Raw genomic sequence first — 14316 nt, 5'->3', positions numbered from 1 at the left:
CTAAATCTTTACACTCTCCAATGCTTTTGGTAAAAATGTATTGGGAAATATTTCTCTCGCCTCATCAGTAAATACGGTCAGATCTCCATATCTGTTGGAAAAGTGGCCTAAAATCAACTTTCCAACCTGAGCTTTCTGAGCTATCGTAGCTGCTTCCAAAGCTGTGGTATGACCTGTATAATCTGCCATTTCCTTCAGATCATGTAAGAATGTGGATTCATGATACAGAACCGTTACATTTTTAATAATCGGGATGACACTTTCAAGATAACGGGTATCACTGCAAAATGCATAGGATACCGACGGAGCAGGATCAACAGTCAGAATTTCATTTTTAAGAACATAGCCATCACTCAGTACAAAGTCCTTCCCTGCTTTGATATTGTGATAATCGCAGGTTTCAATTTCGCTGTATTTCGCAATCTCTTTCATATTAAGATGTCTGTCTTTCGGTTTTTCTTTAAAAAGATAACCGTTACAGTAGATTCTGTGGTCCAGCGGGATAGTATATACTTCTACCCTGTTGTCCTCATATATTTTTTCAGAATAATCTTTATCCAGTTCATGATAAATCACTTCAAAACCACGGTGGGTTTCCGTGATCTGAAAAATAGTTTCCAGCATTTTCTTAATACCTTTCGGCCCATAAACATGCAATGGCATATCTCTTCCTAAGAGACGGAAAGAAGCTATAAGCCCCGGCAGCCCAAAACAATGATCTCCATGAAGATGAGAGATAAAAATATGATTGATTTTTGAAAATCTTGCTTTTGCTTTTCTCAGCTGAACCTGTGTACCTTCTCCACAATCGATCAGGAAGAGTCTTTCTTCCATTTCCAGCAGCTGTGCTGTGGGTGACGTGTTGATGGTCGGAATCGCAGAGTTAAAACCTAATATTGTTAAATAAGTACTCAAATCAATAATTTATGATGACAAATGTACAACAGAAAAACTAAATGGGGATTTCGCCCTGATATGTAAACTTAATCGGTTACTTTTAAAAAATCCATAAACAGGTCTAATGCCTGTTTGCGGTGACTGATTTTATTTTTGTCTTCAGGATCCATTTCTGCAAAGGTTCTTTCATATCCTTCAGGAACAAAAATCGGATCATATCCGAAACCTTTGAAACCTTTATTTTCTGTCAGTAAATTTCCATGAACCCTGCCTTCAAAATATTGAGCCCCGTTTTCATCATAATAGCACAGAACCGTTACAAAATAAGCCTTTCTGTTTTCAACGTCCTGCATTTCTTCTAATACCTTTTCGATATTTTTTGCGAAATCGTGGTCTCCGGCATAGCGGGCTGAGAAAATCCCAGGTCTTCCATCCAAAGATTCTACAACCAAACCGCTGTCATCTCCCAAACTTGGAACACCTGTTTTTTCAAAGCAATATTTAGCCTTGATCAGGGCATTGGCATGAAATGAATCTCCGTCTTCTACAATTTCTTCGTGAATATTATAATCGGTAAGACTTTTCACCACGCAGTCACTTCCCAGGATCTGTTGGATTTCTTCTTTTTTATGTTCATTGTGTGTAGCTACTAATAATTCCATTTCTATATTCATTTTCAATTTTACTTTTTAAATCGGGTTACTTACATTTCAGCATAATGTACTTTATACTTTTTCATAAACAGGTAATAGAATAAGGAAAAAAGTACAATTCCTACGGCTAATACAAGCCATTCTGAAATATGAAGAACTTTTGCAAAACTCTCATCTTTACCATACAGAACCAACAACGACAGTGTTAAGTTATTAAAGGCATGCAGTAATATCGGCATCAGTAAAGATTTTGTTTTATAATACACCAATCCAAGCACACAGCCCAGCATCACTGCACTGATAAACTGCCATGGATTTCCGTGAACTATTCCAAAAATAATGGAAGCATACAGAATCGCTTTCCAGGGTTCTACTCCTTTATTGATCAATCCTTTCTGAATAATTCCTCTGAAAATAATTTCCTCAAAAACGGGAGCCATAATAACCGTCATGATAATCATTATCACCGGATTGTCTGTCAATTGGCTCATCAGCCTTGTAAAATATTCATAAAAATCTCCGAAAAAAGGCCCTGTAGTTGGGATCTGAGCGGCTACAAATTCAGAAATAAACATCATTCCCGCCATCATTGGAAAGATGAGGAGATAGGTTGAAAAATTAACTGATGACAAGTTGAAATTAAGCTTTTTCTGTGTGGTACGCCTTACGATAAAAAAGTCAAAAAAGGCAATAGCAGTAAGGAATCCTACAGAATTCGCTACCATCAGAAACCAGTCTTTCAATTCAATATTTTCCCTGAAAACCACTTTCCAAAAAGTACTGAATAAAGAAACGGCCATTGTTCCTACGAATAATCCAACCACCAAGACAACACCGCCCAACCATGTAAACGTAAACTTCGGATATTTGCTATTTTCCATCCTTTCTCTGTAAAAAGTTTATGAAAAACAAAGATAATTTTTTTGACTGCTACAGGCAACTAAAAAAGGATTTTCTTATTTTCGTTCCTTTATCCATGAACATCACAAAATGCATACAGAATTTCCATTCCAAAAAATTGAGTCTACCACCAACAGATGGATGACCATTGTCCTGAATGCTCTTTTCTTTGTGATCTTTATTTCCTTCGCTTTGATTTTCGTTTTAGGCCCTGCTTATGGAATTTACAAAAGAGGATTTGAAGCCATGCTGTACCCTGCCCTGATCGGCTGGGGACTTTCATTGTTGATTTTGATTCCTGCAATCCGTTATTATATTATTAAAAGAAAAAAACTGGCCCATACAATTGTGGTTGATGAAACCGGACTTTTATTTTATAATTCAGGAAATGAAATTGTGGATCAGATCCTCTATACAGATCTCCGGCCTTCAACACAGGATTTTGATATTTACACGGTAAATCCGGTAGGATCAGGAATCGCCCCTTTACTGGAAGTAACAATCTTATCAGATAAAAAAGAACAAACTTCAAGACGTATTGATATGAATCTTCCTTTAAAAGTGGTAAAAAACAAATCTATTTTGTATGCCCGTTTCCTACACGGCATCGTCACTTTTCGACGTGATTTGAAGGTAGATCCTCTCGTTTTCCGAAGCTATTCTATTGATACAGAAACCTGGAAAGTGAACCGCAAAGGGATTTCTCTGGGAGGCTGGCTTGTCATACTGGCAGCACTCATAATTACGTCATTTATATGCGGGCTTGTATTTTTGTTAACTTAAGCTAAGAATTAATATGATTGAAAAATTCCAGACCATAGAATCCAAAATCAATATACCCATTACTTACTTTCTCACGGGAATTCTGTGGATCGCTGTTATTCTGATTATGGTGGTAATCGGGGTTGTTTTCAATCTTATTTATAATAATTTCAAACCATTTATAGAAAATGACCTTGGTATCTTTTTCACGATTCTTATTGCCCTGCTTCTTCTTATGTTCTGCTGTATCGCTTTGATCGTGGCTTTAACTTACAGAAAAAAACAAAAGATCCGAAAAGCCATTGTAGATGAAAAAGGAGTAACATTCTACAACCACCGTAATGCAATTATTGAAACCATATTATATCATGAACTTCAGCCAGCTCAGCACTCATCCACCGATGTACATGTTTTCAACACCCAGACCGTAAAATACGGCAAAACGACATTGCAGGTTTACCTGAAAAATAAAGCTGGGGAAATTATGCCTTCAACGGTAGACTTTAATTTTAACTTAGTAATTCTACGCAACCAATATCAGCTATACCGTCATTTTCTTAAAGGCATTCAACACTTTCGTCCGGATCTGAAAATAAGTCAGCAAGCGATTGATCAGTACAATCTTAGTTCAGAACCACAAAAAACAGAATTTGGAATATTTGAATACATCATGTCTGCAGTTTTTATACTGTTTGCTGCCGGATTGGTTTATGTCTTTATATTGCTGATTAAAATGTTTGTCTGATAAGTAATGTTGACGCAAAGCCAATTACGGATGAGTTTATAGCCATATCTTTCATTCTCAAATGCGGTTATCCTTCTATTCTTCTGCGTAATGAATATTGTCTTCATTTAAATTTGAAAACCTCGTAAAAAATCACGATTTTTGCAACTTCAAAATACGATATGTCAGACTTAATCAAAGAAATACAAAAAAGAAAGACCTTCGGGATCATTTCCCACCCGGATGCCGGAAAAACAACTCTTACAGAAAAGTTACTTCTTTTCGGGGGAGCAATTCAGGAAGCGGGTGCGGTAAAATCCAACAAAATAAAAAAAGGAGCTACCTCCGACTTTATGGAAATTGAAAGACAGAGAGGAATCTCTGTAGCGACTTCCGTATTGGCATTTGAATATAGAGATCATAAAATCAACATTCTGGATACTCCGGGTCACAAAGACTTTGCTGAGGACACCTACAGAACATTAACAGCCGTAGACTCTGTAATCGTTGTCATCGACGTTGCAAAAGGGGTTGAGGAACAGACGGAAAAACTGGTTCAGGTGTGTAGAATGAGAAACATTCCGATGCTGGTCTTCATTAATAAACTGGACCGTGAAGGTAAGGATGCTTTCGATCTGCTGGATGAAGTAGAACAAAAATTAGGACTAACCGTTTGTCCGCTTTCTTTACCGATTGGAATGGGAAGTGACTTCCAGGGAATTTATAACATCTGGGAAAACAATATTCAGTTATTTCTGGAAGAGAAAAAACAGAAAGTTGGAGATTCTATTAAGTTTGATGATATCAATGATACTTCAATTGATGATGTTATTGGTGAAAAAGCGGCCAAAAATTTAAGGGAAGAGCTTGATCTGATCCAGTCTGTTTATCCTGAATTTAATCGTGACGATTATATGAAAGGTGATCTTCAGCCGGTATTTTTCGGTTCTGCTTTAAATAATTTTGGAGTACGCGAACTATTGGATGCTTTCATTGATATTGCTCCGATGCCGCAGCCTAAAGAAAGTGATACCCGTCTGGTAAAACCTGAGGAAAGTACTTTCACAGGATTTGTTTTCAAAATCCATGCGAATATGGATCCTAAGCACAGAGACCGACTTGCTTTCGTAAAGATTGTTTCAGGAACTTTCAAGAGAAACGAAAACTATTTGCTTGTAAGAGAAGGTAAAAAAATGAAATTCTCCTCTCCTAACGCATTCTTTGCCGATAAAAAAGAAGTGGTGGAAGAAAGTTTCCCTGGTGACATCGTTGGTCTACATGATACGGGAAGTTTCAGAATCGGAGATACATTGACTGGTGGAGAAAAATTAAGCTTCAAAGGAATTCCAAGCTTCTCTCCTGAGCATTTCCGTTATATCAATAACAACGATCCGTTAAAAGCCAAGCAATTGGCGAAAGGTATTGACCAGCTGATGGATGAAGGGGTTGCACAGCTGTTTACCCTTGAAATGAACGGAAGAAAGATCATTGGAACAGTAGGAGCCCTTCAGTATGAAGTTATTCAGTACCGTCTTGAACACGAATATGGTGCAAAATGTACTTATGAACCTCTATCTATGCACAAAGCTTGCTGGGTAGAAGCTGATGAAAAGTCTGAAGAGTTCAAAGAATTTGCAAGATTGAAGCAGAGATTCCTGGCGAGAGATAAATACAATCAATTGGTATTCCTGGCGGATTCTTCATTCACCATTCATATGACGCAGGAGAAATTCCCGAATGTGAAACTGCATTTTATCAGTGAATTCAGAGAAAACTAAGAAACAATCAGGCAAACCGAAATTGTTTACAATATAGATCCGCAGAAATTTCTGCGGATTTTTTTATAATATATCTTATGAAACCACCCCGTCAAAAATTCTTTGAATTTTTGCCACCCCTCCGGAGGATGGGAATTTTTAGATCTCCCAACTCATATTTGGTAAAACGACAAAGCTTTCGAATCATTTCAATACCCTAAACTCAGAAAAACGCTTTGTAAATCTTTTGTAAAACAAATACAAAACCCTGAGAATATAAGAGTTAGTATTTTACCAGCATAATACATTTCATTTACAATCTTTACAAGAGCTTCCCTTCTAATTTTACTTCATCAAAAAAATTAATCTTATGAAAAAGTTCATATTACTCACTGCTGTAGCAAGCACTTTCATTATGTGCAAAAAAGCAGAAGCTACCCAGGATAGAATCAATGAAGCCATCCATTCGGCGGACAGTGCTGCCACTGTTGCTACAGAAACCATAGATCATGTCAGTAAAACGGCAGATAAAGTCATTGACTCGGCCAGTATTAAAATAAAAGATTTTGAAAATTCGAAAAACGACATCCGTCAAAAGATAGAAAACACTTCCAAGATGGTAGATTCTTTATCGGATAAAATTGCGAATACAAAACTGGAGTCCAAAATAGATAAAAAGGATTCGGTAGAAAAGAAGACTGAAAAGATTGCAGTAAAAACTCCGGCCCCTAAGGTTATTAAAGAAACCAAAATCATTTATAAAGAAAAGCCTAAGAACGACAGTTATGAACTGAATATGCCACAAGATAAAATGGTAAAATCAGGATATCTTTCTATAACAGCGGAGAATGTGGAAACGGTAAAGGAAATTATCCGGGAAGAAGCGAACAGAAATAACGGGTATATCAAAAGTGAAAATCTGTCTTATGTGGAATCCGCTTATCTTCATGGGGAAAATCAAAAAGTATACAGTCTGGATATCAAAGTTCCTATGCAGCATTTTGATGAGCTAATGGATGCCATAAATAGCAATATTGGAGATATTGATACAAAAGATATTCAGGTTTCAGGGCGAAACTATACGGACAGTGCAATCTGTACGATCAATGTAAATATCAGTGAGAAAGCTAAAACAGAAAAAGAACCTGAAACCTTCAGTGGAAAATCCCTGGCAGCCATTGAATCCGGCTGGAATGTTATTACTTCTATATTCCTGTTTATCCTGCCGCTGTGGCCTTTATTTCTTATTGCCGGCATTGGATATTATTTCTATAAAAAGAAGAACAGGAACGCCGCTGATCGTGATTCTCATTAGATTTTTTAATTTTTTTTTAATGAGGTTTGGAATTGGTGTTCGATTCTTATGTTTAATTTTACCAAATATTCAACAGAAGTGTTGTTTATTAGAAAAATAACTCTTAACTTTAAGTATAAGCAAAATGCAATGAATCTCCGATCGGACGAGGTTCAAATAAATTTGGAAATTTTATTTCATATATTAATATTTTGTGATTTGGTGTAAAATAAGGCCCTCATATTGAGAGCCTTATTTGTTTTATTTCATATTCACTACCTTATCTACGATAAATTTTGTATTTCCTCTCCACGGAAGAGCCCCGTTGTACTCTTTGTAATGCAGATCAAAAGTTTTACCGCTGTTGGTTTCCAGTTGTTTGAAAACTTCAGGATCATCTACGGAAAATTCAAACTCATAGCTTGTAATAGTTCCTGTTTTTCCTCTCCCGAAACCTTCCTGAATCAGCTTACCTTCATAGGTTTTGAAAACATAACCTTTTTTCATCGCATAGTTCAGGTATCCGGACTTTACTCCTTCTCCGAAAACGAAATAGTACTTATACCATACAAATACGCCCAGTAACAGCAGTACGACACCGAGGGTGATCCACAAAGATTTTTTCATAGGTAGTGTGTTTTATAAATGTTATTTTGCGATGCTTCTTGAAATCACGATTTTCTGAATTTCAGAAGTTCCTTCATAGATCTGAGTGATTTTCGCATCTCTCATTAATCTTTCTACGTGGTATTCTTTCACGTATCCATATCCTCCGTGGATCTGTACTGCTTCAATAGTAGTATCCATTGCCACCTGAGAAGAGTATAATTTTGCCATCGCTCCGCTTTCAGAGATATCTTTTCCTGCATCTTTTTCACACGCAGCTTTGAAGCACAGCATTCTTGCAGCAGTGATCTGAGTAGCCATATCAGCCAATTTGAATGCAATCGCCTGGTGGTTGATGATTTCAGTTTTGAAAGCTTTTCTTGTTTTAGCATATTTCAATGCCAGTTCGTAAGCCCCTGAAGCAATACCCAACGCCTGAGAAGCAATACCGATTCTTCCTCCGTTCAACACTGCCATAGCAAAGTTGAATCCGAACCCGTCTTCACCGATTCTGTTCTCTTTTGGAACTTTTACGTTATTAAAGATCAAAGAGTGAGTATCACTTCCTCTGATTCCTAATTTGTCTTCTTTAGGTCCGATTTCAAATCCTTCCCATCCTCTTTCAACGATAAAAGCATTGATTCCTTTGTGTTTTTTCTCAGGATCTGTCTGTGCAATTACGATATAATAAGTAGCTGTTCCACCGTTCGTGATCCAGTTTTTGATACCATTTAAAAGATAGTAATCTCCTTTGTCTTCCGCAGTAGTTTTCTGAGAAGTAGCATCAGAACCAGCTTCCGGCTCAGATAATGCAAATGCTCCGATTACCTGTCCGCTGGCCAGTGGAGTAAGATATTTTACTTTTTGCTCTTCAGAAGCGAATTTTTCAAGACCGGCACAAACCAATGAGTTGTTTACAGACATTACAACAGCTGCAGAAGCATCCACTTTTGCAATTTCTTCCATAGCAAGCACGTAAGAAACGCTGTCCATACCTGCACCGCCGTATTTTGGATCTACCATCATTCCTAAAAGTCCCATTTCTCCCATTTTCTTCACCTGTTCAGCAGGGAATTTCTGGTCACGGTCTCTTTCAATCACTCCTGGTAAAAGTTCGTTCTGTGCAAAGTCTCTTGCTGCCTGCTGAATCATCAGCTGTTCTTCCGATAAATTAAAGTCCATAAAAAAAATAATTAGATAGCCGTAAATTTACACTTTTTAAGCAAATCTGAAAAAATAAATTAAAAGCGGGAAAAAGGCAGGTTTGGGGAGATTTTATGATAATGGATATGCGTTTCGGGATCCGAGATCATGGGTTAAAAAGACAATATAAAAAACCTGGAGAAAAATAAACCACTATAAAAGAATCATTGAAAATATAAAATCCCTACTGCAGGGCTTCCGGTCTCCTTTTTGATTCAAACTATTATGGTAAGCATTTAACTAATTTCTAATTATTACCTTCGGATAGTTTCAATTAAAAAAAATGCTTATATTTAAATTTCTTTATAAATTACGTAAAAAATCATGACGATCAAGAGATTATTCGATATTCCACACTATGCTTTAGAAAAATATCCTAAAACGGATATGTTTGTAACCAAATATCATGGGGAGTGGAAAAAAACTTCTACACAGGAGTTTATTAATGAGGGAAATAAGATATCCAGAGGATTATTGAAGCTTGGGATAAAACCAGGTGATAAAATTGCTTTGATTACAACCAATTCCCGCACAGAATGGGCTATTATGGATTTCGGGCTTTCTCAGATCGGGGTTGTTTCAGTACCGGTTTATCCTAGTATTTCTCCTGAAGATTATGAATTCATCTTCAATAATGCTGAAATCCAGTATTGTTTTGTTTCTGATAAAGAACTGTTGAATAAAGTAATGAAAGTAAAACATAATATCCCGAGTTTGCAGGGAATTTTTACTTTTGACAGTATCAGCGGGGCTGCCAACTGGAGAGAAATTCTTGATCTGGGCAAGGATGAATCTACACAAATTGAAGTGGATGATCTTTCTAATGCGATCAATACAGAAGATCTGGCAACGATCATTTATACTTCCGGAACCACCGGAAGACCTAAAGGAGTAATGCTTACCCATAACAATATTGTTTCAAACATATTGGGATCTATTCCAAGAATTCCAAAAAAGAGAGGCTTTGATTACAAAGATGCCAGAGCATTAAGCTTCCTTCCTATCTGTCATATTTTTGAAAGAATGCTGTTCTATCTTTATCAGTACAATGGTTTTTCTCTTTATTTCGCAGAAAGTATCGAGAAAATGGGTGAAAACGTAAAAGAAGTGAAACCTCATTACATGACCGTAGTTCCGAGACTGGTAGAAAAAGTATATGACAAAATCTATAATACAGGTTCTTCAGCCGGAGGATTAAAATCCAAAATATTCTTCTGGGCATTGAATCTGATCACCAAAAAGAAAACCATTTCAAAGCCATCCGGACTTCAGGAAATCATTGCAGACAAGCTTGTATTTTCTAAATGGAGAGAAGGTTTAGGTGGTGAAATCGTGACTTTGGTTTCAGGATCTGCTGCCTTATCTGCAAGACTTAATTTAATGTTCCAGAATGCCGGAATTCCAATTCTGGAAGGTTATGGCTTAACAGAAACATCACCTGTAATCTCTGTGAACAGTTTTGATAAGATGAAAGTGGGAACCGTAGGAATTCCATTAGACAATTTAAAGGTTAAAATTCAGGAAGATGGTGAAATTACAGTAAAAGGGCCCTCTGTATTCAAAGGATATTTCCGGAATGAGGAAATGACAAAAGAAGCTTTCACAGAGGATGGTTTCTTCAAGACCGGGGATATCGGACATATCGATAGTGACGGATTTTTACAGATCACAGACCGTAAGAAAGAAATGTTCAAGACTTCCGGTGGAAAGTATATTGCTCCCCAGACTATTGAAAACCTGGCAAAAGCTTCAAAATTTATTGAGCAGATTATGGTGGTAGGTGATGGTGAAAAAATGCCATGCGCTTTAGTACAGCCTGATTTTGAATTTGCAAAAAGCTGGGCTATGAGAAATAACCTGAATTTAGGCTCAACTCCTGAAGAAATTGCAAAAAGCCCTGAATTGAAGCAAAGAATTGAAAAGGAAATCGAAGGCATCAATGAACACCTTGGAAACTGGGAGAAAATCAAAAAAATTGAGCTTACTCCTGAAGTATGGAGCATCGAAAGCGGACTGCTTACTCCAACGTTAAAACTGAAGAGAAAAGCCGTAAAAGAAAAATTTATCGCTTTATACAATAAGATGTATGATCATCATGAATAAAAAACAGAAACCGCTTCATTATTGAAGCGGTTTTTTTATTGACAAGAACATATTTTTCTTCATCCTTATAATTTCTTCAGACTGAAATGACGGGCCTCAGAAACACCCGCAGGTGCCTGCGACTGCACTGTTCCTGTAGCATTGTCAAAAGCACCTCTATACATCGTTAAATAAATAATATCACCAGCAACTAAATTGACAAGACAATGGAATGAAATAGGTGTATTCCCGGCCCCCGCAATAAGCTGCCCTATATTTGAGCGGGTACCGGCAATAAGGTTGGCAGCAGCCGTTCCATTTTTTGTAATACCCAGATTAACACCAATATAATTGCTTGACCCTGTAGTCCCTCCGGCTCCGAAATAGGACAAAGCATCCAGTTCATAGACACCCGTTTCATTAATAACAAAACGGTTGTTTGCAGCATCCCACGAAGCAGTTGAACCCTGGTTAACCTGTACTTCAGCGGCTGTAAAAGGCAGCACCTGCGGAATACCCGAATTAAAGTTTGCCGTAGAAGGTAAACTATACGTTGAGCTTGATGACATACCAATAATGGTATTGATGGCATTATTAGGATTGATCACTACAGCTTCCCAGGTTACCCCGGAACCAGCATTGCCATTGCTAATCAGTATCGCTGCCCATCCCTGCCCAAGCCCTATAGATGATACGGCAGCACCCGGCTGATTATCTATCAGCTCACTTCCATTGGCTGTTATATTGACATTGAAACTTCCTGTATTTTTAATATAATATACGCGTCCCTTGATATGTCCCTGTGCAGGATAAGCGGCAATAGCTCCCGGCAGTGTTATGGTACCGACTGAACTGCTATTATAGGCTACATAATAATCTGTAATACTCATATTGTAATCCGCTGATACCAGCCGGTACTGTGCGGCAAGACTTCCGTTAATTTCCAAAGTACTTCCAGGAGTGACTGTATTAATACCAACATTCCCAAATTGCCCTAGCAAGCAATAACTTAAAAGAGATAAAAACCCCATAAATAATTTTTTCATGATATATAATTTTTCTTGTTGTGCTTAAATTGAATAGCAGAATATCCAAACGATATCATTTATAAAAATTCATTTTGAACGGGTCAAAAGCTATAGTTAATGGATGTGTCTGCTTTTATTGTAACCATAAAGCCTTACCTCCTATATCTCCTGCTGAAGCTCTGTAAGTTATTTAATCATCACGTCTTTTGATTACAGTAAATATACATATAAAAACATTATGTTGGTAATAATTTAATATTATTAATTAAAATTAAAATAATTAATAAAAAATAGGAAAAATAAGTATTATTTTCTCTTTTATCAACCAGTATCAAAATACTGTACACTATATTCCATAAAAAAAGCTGTCTCATTTCTGAAACAGCTTTCGTATGACTTAAAAATCAATAACTAGAATTTAATTACAGATTTCATTTTTTCGTTTTCTTCCATTACCAACTCATCATCCACAAGGATTTTTCCAGAGTGCTCATCAATGATGATTTTCTTTCTCTGAGCAATTTCCATTTGCTTCTGAGGAGGAATCGTGAAGAAAGATCCTTTTGGAGCTCCTCTTTCTAATCCTACAACAGCAAGACCGTTGATAGAGTTTGTTCTGATTCTGTTGTAAGAAGCCAATAATCTCTCATCAATTTTAGCTGCAAATTCTTTAGACTGCTCTAAAAGATATTCTTCTTCTTTCTGAGTTTCAGAGATCAAACCATCCAATTCTTCTTTCTTGAATTTCAAGTGGCTTTTCAAATCGTCGATCTTTGCATTCAGTTCAGCTAAAGTTTCGTTTTTGTGAGCAATTTTAGCTCCGAATTCTTTAATTCTTTTTTCAGCAAGCTGAATTTCCAGCTCCTGGAATTCCATTTCCTTTCCTAATGCTTCAAACTCTTTATTGTTTCTTACATTATCCTGCTGAGATTTGTATTTCTCAATTAAAGTTTTAGCATGGTTAATTACTTCATGCTTTGTTTTGATCTGATCTTCCTGATCTTTGATATCAGCATGAAATTTTTCAGCTCTTTTTTCAAGACCTTCAATCTCGATTTCAAGATCTTCAACTTCAATTGGCAATTCTCCTCTAGTATTTCGGATTTCATCCAATCTTGAATCAATGATCTGTAAATCGTATAAAGCTCTTAATTTTTCTTCAACTGAAATATCGTTGGTTTTTGCCATATTTAAATGAAATAATTTACTGGGTTTGTTTTTTCAATAGATTTTGAAATTGCAAATGTACTAAATTTTTGTGATAAAATTTCAAATAATTGTTGAGCAACAAATTGTTCGGACTCATAATGTCCTATATCACAGATCAGCATTTTAGACTCTGCTAAAAAATAATCGTGATATTTAAGATCTCCTGTAAGGTAAGCATCACATTTTCTGGCCGCTGCAGATCTTATCCCGCTTGCCCCCGAGCCTCCGAGAACCCCTACTCTTTTGATTTTTTTATTGTTAAAAGAAGAATGTTTGATCACCTCCAGCCCAAATTTTTCTTTTACAAACCCAAGGAAATCTTTTTCATCCATTTCCTCTTCCAGATCACCATACATTCCCAATCCGGCATGATGATTTTTATTATCCAGACTATAAACCTGATAGGCGACTTCTTCATAAGGGTGTGCTGATCTCATAGCGCCTACAATCTGCCCTTGTTTAAAACCTTCAAAAATTACAGAAATCATATCTTCATCTGCATTTTCACGAATGCCCTGCTGTCCCGAAAACGGATTTGAACCTTCCACAGGTCTGAATGTTCCATTACCATTCACTGTAAAACTGCATTCATCATAGAATCCTATATTTCCTGCTCCGGCTGAGAACATGGCTTCTTTTACTTTTTCCGAATACTCTTTAGGAACAAAAACCGTTAACTGCTTTAAATTATTTTCTTTGGGCTGAAGAATCTTCATATTCTTTAATCCTAACTGACTGCATATACCATGGTTCACTCCAAAGAAATCATTGTCAAATGCAGTGTGGATAGCATAGATCGCCACTTTATTTTCAATAGCTTTTAAAACAGCCCGCTCTACATAATTCTTCCCTGTCAAAGATTTTAACCCGGAAAATATAATGGGATGAAAACATACAATCAGATTACAATTTCTCTCAATCGCTTCATCTACTACATTTTCCAGCGCATCATGACAAACCAGAATTCCCGACACATCACGATCATAAACACCACACAGCAATCCTACATTATCAAAATCTTCTGCCTGCCTGATGCTTATTTCTTCTTCAATCTTTGCAATTACAGTTTTTAGCTTCATTAATTTATATTTTACGGTTACAGCGAAGATATTAATTTTACCAAAAACCCGGAAAAATTTACAATAAAAAACCGGCTTTCTTCAACCGGTTTTGCTTTGATATAAAAAAAAGAACTCAATAA

13 protein-coding genes are annotated in these 14316 nt (G+C 36.6%); 5 read left to right on the top strand and 8 right to left on the bottom strand.

Annotated elements, in window-relative coordinates:
- The 3 genes from V0410_RS22250 to V0410_RS22240 all read right to left on the bottom strand — a co-directional run bounded on the left by V0410_RS22250 (nt 1) and on the right by V0410_RS22240 (nt 2431).
- Nucleotides 1–915 (bottom strand): ribonuclease Z, encoded by a 915-nt coding sequence (locus V0410_RS22250; RefSeq protein WP_110009301.1) that lies wholly within the window; start codon nt 913–915, stop codon nt 1–3.
- 68 nt (nt 916–983) lie between these two features.
- The gene (gene rdgB / locus V0410_RS22245; protein WP_442879161.1) at nt 984–1559 is read right to left on the bottom strand and encodes an RdgB/HAM1 family non-canonical purine NTP pyrophosphatase; all 576 of its coding nucleotides are present in this window, start codon (nt 1557–1559) and stop codon (nt 984–986) included.
- Between the two features lie 41 nt (nt 1560–1600).
- On the bottom strand, nt 1601–2431 hold the full coding sequence (locus tag V0410_RS22240; protein ID WP_330745669.1) for a CPBP family intramembrane glutamic endopeptidase: 831 nt from the start codon (nt 2429–2431) through the stop codon (nt 1601–1603).
- Nucleotides 2432–2540: 109 nt separating this feature from the next.
- Here V0410_RS22240 and V0410_RS22235 point away from each other — a divergent pair, with 109 nt between their 5' ends.
- The 4 genes from V0410_RS22235 (at nt 2541) to V0410_RS22220 (ending at nt 7008) form a co-directional block, all read left to right on the top strand.
- Entirely contained in the window at nt 2541–3233 is a 693-nt protein-coding gene (locus tag V0410_RS22235; protein ID WP_330745668.1) for a hypothetical protein, read from the top strand.
- 13 nt (nt 3234–3246) lie between these two features.
- A complete protein-coding gene (locus V0410_RS22230; protein WP_330745667.1) occupies nt 3247–3957 on the top strand; it encodes a hypothetical protein in 711 nt (236 codons plus the stop codon).
- Between the two features lie 161 nt (nt 3958–4118).
- Nucleotides 4119–5714: a peptide chain release factor 3 gene (locus V0410_RS22225; protein WP_330745666.1), complete on the top strand. Its 1596-nt coding sequence runs from the start codon at nt 4119–4121 to the stop codon at nt 5712–5714.
- A gap of 349 nt (nt 5715–6063) precedes the next feature.
- Complete coding sequence (locus tag V0410_RS22220) at nt 6064–7008, top strand: DUF4349 domain-containing protein (protein WP_330745665.1); 945 nt, start codon at nt 6064–6066, stop codon at nt 7006–7008.
- Between the two features lie 240 nt (nt 7009–7248).
- On the opposite strand, the gene V0410_RS22215 is transcribed toward V0410_RS22220, so the two are convergent.
- Both V0410_RS22215 and V0410_RS22210 read right to left on the bottom strand, forming a co-directional pair.
- Nucleotides 7249–7614, bottom strand: a complete 366-nt coding sequence (locus tag V0410_RS22215) for a hypothetical protein (RefSeq protein WP_034695305.1) — start codon at nt 7612–7614, stop codon at nt 7249–7251.
- 21 nt (nt 7615–7635) lie between these two features.
- Entirely contained in the window at nt 7636–8775 is a 1140-nt protein-coding gene (locus V0410_RS22210; protein ID WP_110009295.1) for an acyl-CoA dehydrogenase, read from the bottom strand.
- Nucleotides 8776–9120: 345 nt separating this feature from the next.
- On the opposite strand from V0410_RS22210, the gene V0410_RS22205 reads away from it, so the two are divergent.
- Nucleotides 9121–10899: an AMP-dependent synthetase/ligase gene (locus V0410_RS22205; RefSeq protein ID WP_330745664.1), complete on the top strand. Its 1779-nt coding sequence runs from the start codon at nt 9121–9123 to the stop codon at nt 10897–10899.
- Nucleotides 10900–10964: 65 nt separating this feature from the next.
- Here the strand turns inward: V0410_RS22205 and V0410_RS22200 are convergent, their stop codons facing one another.
- The 3 genes from V0410_RS22200 to V0410_RS22190 form a co-directional block, all read right to left on the bottom strand.
- A complete protein-coding gene (locus tag V0410_RS22200; protein ID WP_330745663.1) occupies nt 10965–11924 on the bottom strand; it encodes a hypothetical protein in 960 nt (319 codons plus the stop codon).
- Nucleotides 11925–12317: 393 nt separating this feature from the next.
- A complete protein-coding gene (locus V0410_RS22195) occupies nt 12318–13094 on the bottom strand; it encodes a zinc ribbon domain-containing protein (protein WP_110009291.1) in 777 nt (258 codons plus the stop codon).
- A 2-nt stretch (nt 13095–13096) separates the two neighbouring features.
- Nucleotides 13097–14194 (bottom strand): Nif3-like dinuclear metal center hexameric protein, encoded by a 1098-nt coding sequence (locus tag V0410_RS22190; protein WP_330745662.1) that lies wholly within the window; start codon nt 14192–14194, stop codon nt 13097–13099.
- Between the last annotated feature and the right edge of the window lie 122 nt (nt 14195–14316).

The sequence above is a fragment of the Chryseobacterium sp. CP-77 genome (genome assembly GCF_036362765.1).
Lineage (GTDB): Bacteria > Bacteroidota > Bacteroidia > Flavobacteriales > Weeksellaceae > Chryseobacterium > Chryseobacterium cupriresistens.
The sequence above is the reverse complement of the archived record's forward strand: the minus strand, read 5'-3'. Positions and strand labels throughout refer to the sequence as shown.